10 protein-coding genes are annotated in these 13,993 nt (G+C 68.3%); 8 read left to right on the top strand and 2 right to left on the bottom strand.

The annotated features are described in order from the left end of the window. Positions 1–20: 20 nt before the first annotated feature. From epsF to ACE3SG_RS22680, 7 genes are all read left to right on the top strand, one after another. Positions 21–1,454 carry a chain length determinant protein EpsF gene (epsF, locus tag ACE3SG_RS22710; protein WP_374568500.1) on the top strand — a complete coding sequence of 478 codons (1,434 nt, stop codon included), beginning with the start codon at positions 21–23 and terminating at the stop codon, positions 1,452–1,454. Further along, a complete protein-coding gene (locus ACE3SG_RS22705) occupies positions 1,451–2,362 on the top strand; it encodes a polysaccharide biosynthesis tyrosine autokinase (RefSeq protein ID WP_374568499.1) in 912 nt (303 codons plus the stop codon). The genes epsF and ACE3SG_RS22705 overlap by 4 nt, the downstream gene beginning before the upstream one ends. Before the next feature lie 18 nt (positions 2,363–2,380). Further along, positions 2,381–3,271, top strand: coding sequence for an exosortase B (xrtB, locus tag ACE3SG_RS22700; RefSeq protein WP_374568498.1), 891 nt, complete (start codon positions 2,381–2,383; stop codon positions 3,269–3,271). A gap of 2 nt (positions 3,272–3,273) precedes the next feature. Continuing rightward, positions 3,274–3,975, top strand: a complete 702-nt coding sequence (gene epsI, locus ACE3SG_RS22695; protein ID WP_374568497.1) for an exosortase-associated protein EpsI, B-type — start codon at positions 3,274–3,276, stop codon at positions 3,973–3,975. 362 nt (positions 3,976–4,337) lie between these two features. Continuing rightward, on the top strand, positions 4,338–6,068 hold the full coding sequence (locus ACE3SG_RS22690; protein ID WP_374568496.1) for a hypothetical protein: 1,731 nt from the start codon (positions 4,338–4,340) through the stop codon (positions 6,066–6,068). Between the two features lie 314 nt (positions 6,069–6,382). Next, complete coding sequence (locus ACE3SG_RS22685; protein ID WP_374568495.1) at positions 6,383–8,230, top strand: hypothetical protein; 1,848 nt, start codon at positions 6,383–6,385, stop codon at positions 8,228–8,230. A 250-nt stretch (positions 8,231–8,480) separates the two neighbouring features. Beyond that, positions 8,481–9,710: a glycosyltransferase family 4 protein gene (locus tag ACE3SG_RS22680; protein WP_374568494.1), complete on the top strand. Its 1,230-nt coding sequence runs from the start codon at positions 8,481–8,483 to the stop codon at positions 9,708–9,710. A gap of 119 nt (positions 9,711–9,829) precedes the next feature. Here the strand turns inward: ACE3SG_RS22680 and ACE3SG_RS22675 are convergent, their stop codons facing one another. Both ACE3SG_RS22675 and ACE3SG_RS22670 read right to left on the bottom strand, forming a co-directional pair. Continuing rightward, on the bottom strand, positions 9,830–10,777 hold the full coding sequence (locus ACE3SG_RS22675; protein WP_374568493.1) for a glycosyltransferase family 2 protein: 948 nt from the start codon (positions 10,775–10,777) through the stop codon (positions 9,830–9,832). 13 nt (positions 10,778–10,790) lie between these two features. Beyond that, entirely contained in the window at positions 10,791–12,155 is a 1,365-nt protein-coding gene (locus ACE3SG_RS22670; RefSeq protein ID WP_374568492.1) for an oligosaccharide flippase family protein, read from the bottom strand. A 217-nt stretch (positions 12,156–12,372) separates the two neighbouring features. Between ACE3SG_RS22670 and ACE3SG_RS22665 the strand changes: the two genes are divergently transcribed. After that, a complete protein-coding gene (locus ACE3SG_RS22665; protein ID WP_374568491.1) occupies positions 12,373–13,905 on the top strand; it encodes an O-antigen ligase family protein in 1,533 nt (510 codons plus the stop codon). Positions 13,906–13,993 lie beyond the last annotated feature (88 nt).

The raw sequence follows: 13,993 nt of genomic DNA, 5'->3' as shown, positions 1-13,993 counted from the left end.
CCGAACCTGGGCCTGATGCCATGAACTTCGCCAACCTGATTGCCGTCTTGCGCGCCCGCTGGCTGCCGGCGGTGTTGGCCTTTGTGCTGGTGCTGGGGGCGGCGATCGCCTACACGCTGCTGGCGCCCAAGATGTACACCGCCACCGCCACGCTGGTGATCGACATCAAGCCCGACCCGGTGGCCGCCATGCTCTACGGCGGCGCCGCGTCGCCAGCGATGATGAACACCCAGGTCGAGGTGCTGCGCAGCGACCGCGTCGCGTTGCGCGTGGTGCGCAACCTCAAGCTGACCGAGGTGCCCGAGATCCGCAAGCTGTGGGAGAAGGTCAGCAAGGGCGACGGCACGATCGAAGACTGGCTGGTCGACTTCATGCTGCGCAACCTCGATGTGCAGGTGGTGCGGGCCGGCAGCAACGTCGTCAACGTGGCCTACCGCGGCAACGAGCCGCAGTTCGTGGCCGCGATCGCCAATGCGTTCGTCCAGGCCTACCTCGAGACGGCGGTCGAGTTGCGCGTCGACCCGGCGCGCGAGTACAGCGGCTTCTTTGGCAAGCAGGTCGACGATGCCCGCGCCGCGCTCGAGGCCGCGCAGCAGCACCTGTCCAAGTTCCAGCAGGCGCAGGGCATCATCGCGACCGACGAGCGTTTCGACGTCGAAATGAACCGCCTGAACATGCTGAGCCAGCAGCTGGTGTCGATGCAGGCGGTGTCGGGTGAGTCGTCGAGCCGGCAGGCGCAGGCGGCGACCAACGCCGAGAACCTCAGCGAGGTGCTGAACAGCCCGGTGCTGGCGACGCTGAAGTCCGATGTCAGCCGGGCCGAGGCCCGGTTGCGTGAGCTGAACTCCCGCTACGGCGACCAGCACCCGCAGGTGGTCGAGGCGCGCGCGACGCTGAGCGAGCTGAAGACCCGCCTGGCCGCCGAGACCCGCAACGTCACCGGCAGCGTGTCGGTCAGCGCGCGCATCGACCGCGCGCGCGAGGGCCAGGTGCGGGCCAGCCTCGAAGAGCAGCGCGCCAAGGTGCTGCGCATGAAAGAGGTGCGCGACCAGGGCTCGGTGCTGGCGCGTGATGTCGAGAACGCCCAGCGCTCCTACGACCTGCTGCTCAACCGCTACAACCAGAGCAACCTGGAAAGCCAGAACAAGCAGAGCAACGCATCGATGCTGGCGCGCGCCACGCCGCCGGGGGCGCCGTCGTCGCCCAAGGTGGCGGCCAATCTGCTGATCGGTGTGTTCTTCGGCATCGCCGTCGGCCTGGGCCTGGCCTTGGGGCTCGAGCAGCTCGACAAGCGCATCCGGGTGCCGGCGGACGCCGTCACGGCGCTCGGCCTGCCGGTGATCGGCATCATGCCGACGCCGACCATCGGCCGCCGCATGCGCGTGCAGCTGGCGCAGGCGCAGGACCGCATGATCTCGGGCCGGCGATTGCCGGCGCCGGGCAAGGGGACATGATGAACCCCAAGGGCGGGCCCGGCGAGGAGCCGGATCTCGAATCCGTTCAGACGCTGGATCAGAGCGACCTCAAGATCCGCGCCATTGGCGAGCTGATCCGCGACGCGCGCAACCTGAGCGCCGAAGACGTCGAGCGCATCAGCAAGTACCAGCGCGAGCACAAGATGCGCTTCGGCGAGGCCGCCATCGCGCTCGGGCTGGCGAATGCCGAAGACGTGCTGTTCGCGCTGTCGCAGCAGTTCCAGTACGCCTATGGCGACGAAGACCGGCGCAAGGCCAACCCCGAGCTGGTGGCGCTGACCCAGCCCTTCGGCCACCAGGCCGAGGCGTTTCGCGCGATTCGCAGCCAGATCCTGCTGCGCACCCATTCAGAGGACGAGACCCAGCGCCGCGCGCTGGCCGTCGTCAGCCCCGACACCGGCGACGGCAAGACCTACTTCTGCGCCAACCTGGCGGTGGCGCTGGCCCAGCTCGGTGCCAAGGTGCTGGTCGTCGACGCCGACATGCGCGGTGCGCGCATGCACCAGATCTTCGGCATCGACAATTCGCGCGGGCTGTCCAACCTGCTGGCCGGGCGCGGGGGCAAGAACGTCGTCAAGGCGGTGCCCGACGTGCCGAACCTGTGGGTCATCCCGGTCGGCGTGCAGCCGCCCAACCCGCTCGAGCTGGTCGAAGGGCCGGCCTTCGGCCTGCTGCTGCGCGAGCTGACTTCGAAATTCGACCACGTGCTGATCGACACGCCGGCGGCCGTCTTCGGCACCGACGGGGTCGTGATTGCCGCCCGCTGCGGCGCGGCGCTGGTGGTCGCGCGGCGCAATGCCAGCAAGGTGGCCAGGCTGCAGGACCTGGTGGTCTCGCTGCAGGCCGGCCAATCACGCCTGGCCGGCGTGGTGATGAACGAGTTCTGAGCCGTACCGAGGCGCCATTTGTCGAAGCCCGCTGTCAACCCGGGCTCTTCGTCGCCGCCGGGCATGGGCCTGCCCCCTTTCGGGCTGCAGGTGGCGTTGGTGGTCGCCGGCTTGGCGGCGTTGTACGCGCCGACCTTGCGCGACCTGATGACGGTGATCTGGTCGACCGACGAGCAAGGCCACGGCCCGGTGGTGCTGGCGCTGTGCCTGTGGCTGTTCTGGCGCCAGCGCGAGTCGATGGCGTGGCAGCCGGGCACCGACGCCACCCGCCCCGGGTGGGGCTGGGCGCTGCTGGCGCTGGCGTTGCTGATGCATGTGTTCGGCCGCTCGCAGCGCATCCTCAGTGCGCAGGCCCTGTCGGCCTTGCCGGCGCTGGCGGCCCTGCTGCTGCTGATGCGGGGCACTCGGCCGCTGAAGGCGATGTGGTTCCCGCTGTTCTTCATGCTCTTCCTGGTGCCGCTGCCGGCGGCGCTGGTCGAGGCGGTGACGCAGCCGATGAAGCTGGCGGTGTCGACCGTGGCCGCCAACCTGCTGTACAGCGTGGGCTACCCGGTGGCCCGCAGCGGCGTGATCCTGCAGGTCGGGCCGTACCAGCTGCTGGTGGCCGATGCCTGCGCTGGGCTCTACACGCTGTTCACGCTCGAGGCGATGGGCCTGCTGTACCTGAACGTGGTGCGCTCGGCCTCGTTGTGGCGCAACCTGACGCTGGCGCTGCTGATCGTGCCGATCTCGTTCGCGGCCAACGTGATCCGCGTGATCGCGCTGGCGCTGATCACCTACCACCTTGGTGACGCGGCGGGGCAGGGGTTCTTGCACGGCCTGGCCGGCATCGTGCTGTTCCTGTCTGCGCTGCTGTTGATCGTGGCCTTCGATTCGGTGCTGCGCTGGCTGCACCGGCCGGCCGCCTGACCATGGCCAACGACGCCTCGCCGCCGCTGACCCGCCGCGCCGCGCTGGCGGCGGCGCTGATGGCCGTGGCATCGGCGCTGGGCACGGCGATGATCCCGACCCGGCGCATGGCCGACCGGCGCGGGCCGTTCAAGCTGGCCGACGCGGTGCCCACCCACTTCAGGGGCTGGACGCTCGACGACCGGGCCCGCGGCATGGTGGTCAATCCGCAGACCGAGGCGTTGCTGCGGCGCCTTTACACCGAGACGCTGGAGCGCACCTACGTGCGCGGGCCGGGCGAACGCATCATGCTGTCGATCGCCTATGGCGCCGACCAGTCCGACGTCAGCCTGCAGATGCACTACCCGGAGGTCTGCTACCCGGCCCAGGGTTTCCAGCTCAACAACCGGCGCGAAGACGTGCTCGACCTGCCGATGGGGCGCCTGCCGGTGCGGCGGCTGGAGACCGTGTTCTCGACCGTGCGGCACGAGCCGGTCACCTACTGGACGGTCATTGGCGACGAGCTGACGATGAGCGGCCTGGACAAGCGCCTGGCCGAGATCCGGCACGGGCTGCAGGGCGAGATCGTCGACGGCATGCTGGTGCGCGTCTCGTCGATCACCGTCAATTCGGCCGAAGGTTTTGCGCTGCAGGACCAATTCATCCGCGACCTGCTGATGAGCCTGCCGCCGGCCGACCGGCGGCGCTTGGCTGCGCTGCCCTGACGGCCGGGGTTTCCCGGCGTGTCGATCGTTACCCCGGGTCGGGGCTAACCCCTAATTTGCAGCATTCGCTTACCAATTGAGCCGGGGCTGTCACGCCTAACGGGCTTGCTCCCATGCATCATCCGCCGCTGGACTCGCCCCCCTAAGTTGGGGAGGCGGCAACACCAAATTGATGACGGAGTTGGCAGTTGTTGGAGGGCTCGGAGGAGGGAATACGCTGGCAGCAGCCTGATGGCATGCGGCGCTTGAGCGCCCGGGGCCGTCGGTCGAGCGTTGCCAGCCTGTTGTGCCTCGGTGCTGCCGGTGCGGTGGCAGCCGGTGGGCCCAACGCGCCTGCGCGCCCCTTTCGTTCCGGGCTGGGTTTGAACCTCGCCGCCTGGGACTACTTCAGCCCCGACTTCCCGCTGGTCGACCAGTTCAAGCGCAGCTCCGGCTGGCTGACCCAGTGCGAACCGTCGCAAGACAAGAGCTGCCGCGGTTTCGGCAAAGACGCCAGCGCCTGGGACACCCGCGAGCAGGCCCAGCTGGACCTGGACGAGCAGGGCTGGCCGCGCCGGCTGCCGAACGCCGACGACGCCCAGACACGCTTTCGCTCGGTGGCGGTGCTGCTGTTCAACGACGACGGCCGCTCTCACCCGGCAGGCAAGTACGTGGTGACCTACCAAGGCCAGGGCGTGTTGGTGCACGACCTGATCGGCCGCAAGATCGAGCGCGAATCGGCGCCCGGCCGCGACGTGGTCCAGGTCGACAACAAGACCGACGGCGGCTGGCGCATCGCGATCAAGTCGACCGACCCGAAGAACCCGCTGCGCAACATCCGCGTGTTCCCGCCCGGGGGCGCTTGCCAGCGCGACCTCGGCCACTACGCCGAAACGCCGGCCGGCTGCGACGCCAAGACCCAGGGCGCCTTCGTCCCGTTCGAGAAATTCCCGGCCGACCGGCGCTGGCACCCCCGCTTCGTGCAAGACCTGCGCGGTTTCCGGGTGCTGCGCTTCATGGACTGGGGCAAGACCAACAGCTCGCCGCTGGCCCACTGGGCCGACCGCCCTCGGCTGGACTCGGCGACCTGGGCCTCGCCCGCCGGCGTGCCGGTCGAGGCGATGCTGGACCTGGCCCGTGTCGCCGACGCCGACCCCTGGCTCAACCTGCCGATGCGGGCCAGCGACGACTACGTGCGCGGCTTTGCCAAGCTGCTGAAGGCCCAGCTCGCGCCGGGCCAGACCGCGATCGTCGAATACGCCAACGAGCCGTGGAACCAGGCCTTCCCGGTTGCCGGCTGGATGCTGCAGCAGGCCCGCGCGCAATGGCCGAAGGCCAAGGCCGACAGCGACGCCGCGCTGGCCGTGAACTGGCACGCCTGGCGGTCGGCGCAGATCTGCCAAACGATCAAGGCCGAATGGGCCGGGCAGGCGGCACCGGTGCGCTGTGTGCTGAATGCCCAGGCCGCCAACCCCGAGCTGATCCGCCAGGCCCTGGCCTGCCCGCAGGCCGCGCCGGCCCTGGGCGCAGCGTGCGCCAAGCGGGTCGACGCGCTCGCGATCGCCCCGTATTTCGGCGGCTACCTGGGCACCGCCGAGCTGCAGCCGCTGGTCGGCAGCTGGCCGCGCGAAGCCGACGGTGTCGACCGGGTGTTCCAGGAACTGCTGGCCGAAGACCCCCAAGGCCGGGCCGCCAAGACCCCGCTGCAAGGCCGTCATGCGCAGGCGCCCGAGGGCGGCGCGCTGGCCCAGTCGCGCGGCTGGATGGGCAGCGCCAAGGCCCTCGCCGACGCCCAGGGCCTGCCGTTGTGGGCCTACGAGGCTGGCCAGCACCTGACCGTGCCGCCGGGCAAAGACGATGACCCCACTTGGGTGAACCTGATAGCGAGCGCTAACCGCGACCCCCGCATGGGCCGCGCCTACCAGCGCCACTTGGCCGACTGGCAAGCCGCTGGCGGCCAGCTGTTCGTCTGGTTCAACCATGCCGGGCGGCCCTCCAAGTGGGGCGCCTGGGGCCTGAAAGAGACCCAGTTCTCGGACGCTTTCCCAAAGTGGCAGGCGGTCAAGTCGGCCCGCGACAACCAGCCCTGCTGGTGGGCGGGGTGCCTGCAATGACGCGCCTACCGAGCTTGTTTTGGATCACCGCCGACGGGCAAAACGCCCGTCACAACTTGTACGCGGGCTGCAGTTTTGGCCCTTCTGAGTTGGCCTTATCAGCCGACTTGAATGCTTGATCTGTGGAAAAGAACATGAAAAAGACCCGAGTTGCCTTTGGTTTCAGAACCGTAGGTTTTCTTGCGGATGGCGGCTTAGCGAGGCCTCCGACCGGACGAATCACAACGCGTCGCTCATGCAGAAGTTCGGTGTAGCGATACAGCCCCAAACCCAAGACTGACTGCATAGCCCACGTTCACCAAAAGGCACACACGATGAAATTCAACCTGATCTCCCGCCCCGCCTCGCTGGCCGCTGCCACGGTGTTGGCGCTGACCGCTTCGATTTCGGCGCAAGCTGCTGGTACCCCGTCCAACCACGGCGTGGGCGTGAACCTGAACAGCTTCGACTACTACTCGCCCGACGTGGCGACGATCGACCAATTCAAGCGCGCCGGCGGCTGGTTCACCCAGTGCAGCTACCCGCGCGATGCCGGCTGCAAGGACTTCACGAACGGCCAGAGCAGCTGGGACACGCTGGAACAGTCGAAGATGAAGGTCGACGCGAACGGCTGGCCGACCAGCCTGCCGGCCTCCAACGACACCAGCGTCAAGTACCGCACCGTGTCGGTGCTGATGTTCCAGGACGACGCCCGTGTGCACGCCGCCGGCAAGTACACCGTGCTGTACGAAGGCTCGGGCACCGTCGAATACGGCCTGGCCGGTTCGAAGGTGGCGGCCGAGTCCACCCCGGGCCGTGACATCGTCAACGTCACCAACAGCGACAACGCTGGCCTGCTGCTGACGATCCGCGCCACCGACCCGACCAACTACATCCGCAACATCCGCGTGCTGCCCCCGGGTGGCGTCTGCAGCGGTGACAAGACCGTGTTCTCGCTGTCGACCGCCGACTGCACCGCCAAGGGCCTGGGCACGCTGGTCACCTTCGAGAACCTCTCGGGCCGCACCTGGCACCCGAACTACGTGGCCGACCTGAAGGGCTTCCGCACGCTGCGTTTCCTCGACTGGAACCGCACCAACAGCTCGCCGCTGGCGAACTGGGAAGACCGCCCGCGTTGGAACGACGCGCTGTGGACGGGCCCTGCCGGTGTGCCGGTGAACGCGATGGTGTCGCTGGCCAACGAAGTGGGTGCCGATCCCTGGATCAACCTGCCGACCCACGCCACCGATGACTACGCGATGAAGTTCGCCCGCCAGCTCAAGCAGACGCTGGCCCCGAAGCTGAACCTGATCGTCGAATACAGCAACGAGCCCTGGAACTACGCCTTCAGCCAAGCGGTGTGGATGCGCGAGCAGGCCGCAGCGACCTGGCCCGACCAGATCAAGAAGGGTGTCAGCGTCTATGACCTGCAGCCCAGCTGGTACGGCATGCGCTCGGCGCAGCTGTGCAAGATCATGAAGGCCGAATTCGGTGCCGATGCCAACCGCCTCAAGTGCGTGTTCAACGGCCAGGCCTCGAACTCGTGGGTCAGCAAGATGCAGATGGACTGCCCGTACGCGGTGGCCCAGGTCGGCCAGGCTTGCTACAAGGGCATGGACGCGATGACGGTGGCGCCTTACTTCGGTGGCTACATCGGTGACCTGTCGGTGCGCAGCACGGTCAAGACCTGGTACGCCGAGCCGGACGGTGGTCTGAACAAGCTGTTCCAGGAAATCCTGGGCCAGGACGCCAACGGCAACAAGGTGACCCCGCCGCTGTATGGCAAGACCCGCGAGTCGTACATCGACGGCGCCGTCGCCCAAGTCAAGACCTGGATGAACGCCAACAAGAACGAAGCCACCGCCCGCGGCCTGCCGCTGATGGCTTACGAAGGTGGCCAGCACCTGATCATGGCCCCCGGCGACACCGACCAGCAATGGCTGAACCTGATGACCGCCGCCAACCGTGACCCCCGCATGGGCACCGCCTACTCCCGCACGCTGGCCGACTGGCAAGCGGTTGGTGGCCAGGCCTACACGCTGTACAACCACGTGTACAAGCCCAGCAAGTACGGCATCTGGGGCCTGAAGGAAACGCAGAACCAGAATGGCAACGTCAAGTGGCAAGCTGTGCTGCCGTACCGCGACACCAAGCAATGCTGGTGGGCTGGTTGCACCCGCTAAGCTGAGCTGAAGCGCACATCCCGAAGCCGCCGGTGCTGCAAAGCCCGGCGGCTTTTCCTTTGCGCCCGGGCTCTGGTGGCCCTCGGCCGTCGATGCTGCAAGGCCGGCGGTTTTCTTGCTTGTGGTCGAGGCCCGTGCCGGCCGTGCAGGCCGTGCTGGTGGGCGGCAGCGAGGCCACGGGCGCCGAGGCTTTATGCTGCGGGCCCGGCGCCTGTCGTCGGCCGATCACCGCTGCCCCCGCTTCCCGACCTTGAACCCGACCGTGCCCGAGACCGATTTGCTCGTGATCCTGATAGCGCCCAATGTCTCAGAGCAGATGGGCGGCGAAGCGATGAAGGCGCTGCAGATCCTGCGCGAACTGCGCCGGGTGTTGCCCAACACCTTGCAGATCACCCATGACCGCAACCGCGCCGAGGTCGCCGATCGGCTGGGCCTGACCGGCGTCAGCTTTGTCGCCGACACCTGGGTCTCGCGCACCATCTGGGAATCGGTGGTGCTGCGCGCGCTGCTCAACCCCTGGTTCTGCTGGAAGGCCGTCCGCATGGCGGAACGGCTGGCCGCCGAGCGCGCCCGGCCGGGCCAGAAGGTGGTGATCCACCAAGTCGAGCCGAACTCGCCGGTGATGCCGCGTTGGCTGTCGCGCCGGTTTCCGAACGTGCTCGGGCCCGTCAACGGCAACATCTACTACCCGGCGCTGTTTCGCCACCGCGAGAGCGTCAGTGCCTCGCTGCGGCGCCGGCTGCACATGCCGCTGCAGTGGCTGCGGCGCTGGCAGCCGCTGTTCAGGCGCGGGGCCGAATTGATCCTGGTGGCCGGCGGTGATCGCACGCGCCAGTCGCTGCTGGCCGCCGGCATCGCCCCGGCGACCTTGGTCGACACGGTGGACTGCGGTGTGCCGCAGGCCCTGCTCGAGCGCCCACGCCTGACGCACCAGGGCACTAACCTGCGCTTCGTGCACTTCGGCCGGCTGGTGTTTCACAAGGGCACGGCGCTGGCGTTGCGCAGCCTGGTGCACACGCGCTTGCCGATCGAGCTCGATGTGGTCGGTCGCGGCCCCGAGCTCGAAGCCTGCCGCGCGCTGGTCGAAGAGCTGGGGCTGCAGCAGCGGGTGAGATTTCTCGACTGGTACGAGCGGCACGAGGACCTGATTGCCAGCTTCGGTGCCTACCGTGGCATGGTGCTGCCGAGCCTCGAAGACGCCAACGGCATCGTCGTGCAAGAGGCGATGGCGCTGGGCTTGCCGCCGGTCTGTCTGGACTGGGGCGGCCCGCAACTGCTGGTGCGCCACGGCGAGTCGGGTTTCCTGGTCGCGCCGGACAGCCTGCAGGGCATCACCCACGGCATCGCCGCCTGCCTGGACCAACTGGCCGAAGACCCGGCCTTGGCCGAGCGCATGTCGATCGCCGCTCGCGAACAGGCCCGCGCCTGGCGCTGGCCCGAGGTGATGGCACAGTGGTTGGCGCTGTACAAGAAGCTGTGACCCCCATGCCCCTGTCGGGGCTGCCCCCCGAGGGGGCTCGCGCAGCGGCCTGGCAAAGCCAGATCCGCGCACGCCACTTGAAGAAGGCGGCTCCTGGCGGAGCGCCTTGAGCCTTGGGGTCAGCGCGTGGGCGTTGTTCCGAACTTGGTCTGCCAAAGCAGACCCAGCGTCGCGCGCCAGCGGTGCATGCCGGTGCTCAAGCGGGCGATGCTGCTGCGGCGTACCAGCTCACGCGTGCCGACCAGCAGGGCGGCCAGGCCTTCGAACACCACATGCGCCGCCAGGCCCACGCGGCCGTGGTGCTTGCGGAAATACAGCAGGTTGCTCTCGATCGACAGGGCGTCGATCTGCCGGCTGGCGGTGATTTCGCCGTCGGACTTGGCGCTCTCGCCGCCCAGATGGACGACGCGCGCATCGGGAAAGTAATGCACCTGCCAGCCGGCGTTCTTGACCCGCCGGCACAGGTCGACCTCTTCGGCGTAGAGGAAGAACAGCGGGTCGAACAGGCCGACCTCGTCGATCACCGACTTGCGGATCAGGTAGTAGCAGCCGGGCACCCAGTCGCACTCCTGTGCGCGCTCGGCGTCGAAGTCGGCCGGGTCGATGCGGGGCGTGCCGGTGAACCAGCGCTCCAGCCCGGCCTGCAGCAGGAACACGTTCCATGGCGTGGGAAAGCGCCGCGCGCTGGGTTGCGGGCTGCCGTCGCGGTTGAGCAGCCGGGCGCCCAGCACACCGCAGCGCGGGTGGGCCTGCATGTAGTCCAGCGACAGCCGGATCGAGTCCGGCGTCATGAATGCATCGGTGTTCAGCAGCAGCACGAACGGCGTGTGCACCTTGGGCAGCGCCGCATTGTTGGCGCGGCCGAAGCCGACGTTCTGCTCCAGCTGGATCAACTGCACGTCCGGGTGGTGGGCCTGCAGGTGCTCGGCCGAGCCGTCGCGTGACGCGTTGTCGACCACCACGCAGACGCCGCCGCCGATGGCCGCTTCAGCCCGGTGCAGGTCGGCCAGGCACTCGTCCAGCAGATGGCGGGTGTTGTAGCTGACGATGATGGTGGTCAGTTGCATCGCAGGAGGCATTTCAACTCACTAGCCAGCCCAGGCCCCAACCCACCGGGAAGATGGCGAGGGTGCCGATCTCGAAGCGCCAGTCGAGCAGCCCCCGATCGTGCTGGACCTTGAACATGAACGGCACCACGGCCGACTGGGCGAGCAAGATGCCGGCCAGCGCGCCGGTCATGCCCCACTGCCAGAAGCCCAGCGGCACGGCGGTGTAGAGCATCACGTTTTGCAGCACGCCGCGCTTGAACAGCTGGTTGGTCTCGCCGGTGGCGATCAGGTACTGGTCCATCATCGTGTAGCGGAAGGCGATCAGCCCCAGCGACAGGATGGCCAGCGCATGGCCTGCGGCGCCGTAGCGGCCGTCGTAGATCACGCCGATGATGCGGTCGGATGCGGCGAACAGGAAGCCGGCGCCGAACAGGCAAACCACATCGATCGGCAGGCGGCATTGGCGGTAGGACCGGCGCAGTTGCTCGGGCTGGTTGCGCGCCACCTCGGCCAGCGCCGGCATGCCGACGAACGCCGCCAGCCGGTAGATCACCTCGCGCGTCGCATTGACCAGCAACGCGCCGACCGCGTAGATGCCCAGCTCGGCCGAGGTCAGCAGGCCGCCCAGCAGGATGCGGTCGCCTTCGCGGAACAGGTAGGTCAGCAGCGAGGACAGCAGGATCCACTTCGAGAAATGCCAGGCCGCGCTGGCGGCGGCGCGGTCCCAGCCCAGCCGGTTGCGGGGCCCTGGCAGCGTGAGGTGGCTCAGCAGCGTGATGCTGCTCGACAGCACCACCCAGCCCAGCGGCAGCACCCAGAACTCGGGCCAGTGCATCGACAGCACGATCATCAGCGTGGTCACGCCCAGCTGCACGATGACCTCGTTGCGCACCACCTGGCCCATCGCCAGCGCGCGCTGGGCCCGCGCCAGGTTGGTCGACTCGAGCCCCATCGCGATCGGCACCAGCGACAGGATCGCCACCACCCCCGGCAGGTGGGGGTCGGCATAACTGCCGCGCAGCAGGCCGGGCCACCAGTTGTGCGAGGTGTACATCGCCAGCGCCGCCAGGTTCATCAGCAGGCACAACGCCAGGCCGCGGCCGATCTGCAGCGACCAGATGGTGTTGAGGAACTCGGGGTCGTCGCCGCGCGGGTTGTGGATCACGCTCTGCGAGAAGCCGAAGTCCGACATCATCACGACGGCCGAGATCACGACGGTGCCCATCGTCATCAGGCCGTACATCTCGGGCGCCAACAGGCGTGTCAGCACGATGCTGCTGCCCAGCCGCACCGCCTGCGTCAGCGCGAAGCCGAGGCCGATCCACAGGGCCGCCGATCCGGCCCGCTGGCGCAGGCTGCTGGGGGCCGGCGTGTCGGCGGGGGTGGCGTCAGGCATGGGGCTTGGGGCTTGGGGCTTGGGGCTGGGCAAAGCCGCCTATTGTCGCCAAGAACTCGCGCTGTAACCGGTTCGACAACTGCCTTTGGGGGGTGATCCCGGCCAAAGATGGCATGCGGACGGCGTCGGCGCCAACAGTGCCGCACCCGCCGCTGCGGCGCCGCACAGGCCATGAGGTACGCTTGCCACGCCGCCTGTCGCGGCATTTCCCCGCTCCATGCTTGCTCACCTCAAGGCGCTGATCGTCATTCTGGCTGTCGCGCTGCCCGTGTTCTGGATGGCCAGCGCGGCCTGGCCGGAAGCGGCCCGCCCCGAGATCCGTCGGTGGCGCTGGGCCTTCCTGCTGGTCACCACCCTGTCGTTCGTCACGCCCAGCATCTGGGTCTATGCCGTGGCGATGCCTGCTGTCGTGGCCATGTTCCTCGCGCCCGAGGGCGACCGCGCCGAGCGCGCGGCCGTGCTGTGGGCGCTGCTGTTGATGGCGGTGCCCAATGCCGGGGCGTACATCCCGGGCCTGGGCGGCATCAGCAACTTCTTCGAAATGACCCACTCGCGGGCGCTCAGCTTTGCGCTGCTGGTGCCGGCGATCATGATGATGCCGAAGAAGGGCCCGCGTCGCCCGGGCCTGCTGGGCATCGGCACCGACTGGTTTGTGCTCGCGTATTTCGTCGTGCAGATCGCGGTGATGGCGCCTTATGCGTCGACCACCGACCTGATCCGCCAGGCCTTCGTGCTGTCGATCGACACGCTGCTGCCGTACTGGGTGTTCAGCCGGGCCTTCAACCAACCCGAGGCGTTGACCGGCGCGATGCGCGCCTATGTGCTGGTGGCGCTGATCCTGTCGGTGCTGGCGATGTTCGAGTCGGTGCGCCGCTGGCCGCTGTACGACGCGGTGTCGGTGCACTGGGGCATCGACTGGGACATGATCGTGTTCCTCGAACGGGCCGGTTTCCTGCGCGCCAAGGCCTCGGCCGGCCACTCGCTGATGCTGGGCTGCGTGCTGTTGATCGCCTGGGGTTGGTGGGGCGTGGTGCGCGCCGAGCTGAAGAGCAAGACCTGGGTCTGGCTCGGCACGCTGGGCCTGATCGCCGGCCTGGCCGCGTCGCTGGCCCGCGGCTCGTGGCTGGGTGCGGCGGTGCTGACTGTGCTGATGCTGGCGATGGGCCGCGCGCCGGTCAAGCACCTGCTGCTGCTGGCTGTGGGCGGAGTGGTCTTCCTGGGCATCGCGGCGGTGGTGCCGGGCATGGGTTTCGTGATCGACATGCTGCCCTTCGTCGGCAACGTGGACAGCGAAAACGTCGAGTACCGCCAGCGCCTGCTCGAGATCTCGCTCGGTCTGATCCGCCAGAGCCCGTGGCTGGGCGTGCCGGGCTACCTGAACTACATGGAAGAGTTGCGCCAGGGCCAGGGCATCATCGACATCGTCAACTCGTACCTCGCGGTGGCGTTGACCACCGGCGTCGTCGGGCTGTTCTGCTTCGTCGGCATGCTGGTGTCGATGATGCTCGGGCTGTGGGGCGTCAGGCGCAACAAGGACGCGTCGCCCGAGGGCCGCCACATGGCCACCTGCCTGCTCGCGACCACGCTGGCCGTGATGTTCACGCTGGTCACCACCAGCAGCATCGTCGTGGTGCTGCAACTGACCTACATGCTGACCGGCCTGGGCGTGTCCTGTGCACGCTTGTACCGCCCCGAAAGGCAGCCGCTGCACCCGGCCGCTGGGCTGGTGGCCGTGCGTCAGCAACAATAGCGGGTTCGCGCTGCTCCTGCCCCGCGGCCGGCCTGCCAACGTCGGCAGCCGGGCGCCACCCCACCGATGGCCACCGTTTTCCACCCCG

The sequence above is a fragment of the Ideonella sp. genome (assembly GCF_041914305.1).
Taxonomy (GTDB): domain Bacteria; phylum Pseudomonadota; class Gammaproteobacteria; order Burkholderiales; family Burkholderiaceae_C; genus Ideonella.
This window is presented reverse-complemented; position numbering and strand designations above follow the sequence as displayed.

Excerpts from the sequence above, each read along its gene's own strand:
- epsF (WP_374568500.1), top strand. The coding sequence starts at position 21 with ATGAACTTCGCCAACCTGATTGCCGTCTTGCGCGCCCGCTGGCTGCCG.
- ACE3SG_RS22665 (WP_374568491.1), top strand. The coding sequence starts at position 12,373 with ATGCTTGCTCACCTCAAGGCGCTGATCGTCATTCTGGCTGTCGCGCTG.
- ACE3SG_RS22670 (WP_374568492.1), bottom strand. The coding sequence starts at position 12,155 with ATGCCTGACGCCACCCCCGCCGACACGCCGGCCCCCAGCAGCCTGCGC.
- ACE3SG_RS22685 (WP_374568495.1), top strand. The coding sequence starts at position 6,383 with ATGAAATTCAACCTGATCTCCCGCCCCGCCTCGCTGGCCGCTGCCACG.
- epsI (WP_374568497.1), top strand. The coding sequence starts at position 3,274 with ATGGCCAACGACGCCTCGCCGCCGCTGACCCGCCGCGCCGCGCTGGCG.
- ACE3SG_RS22705 (WP_374568499.1), top strand. The coding sequence starts at position 1,451 with ATGATGAACCCCAAGGGCGGGCCCGGCGAGGAGCCGGATCTCGAATCC.
- ACE3SG_RS22675 (WP_374568493.1), bottom strand. The coding sequence starts at position 10,777 with ATGCAACTGACCACCATCATCGTCAGCTACAACACCCGCCATCTGCTG.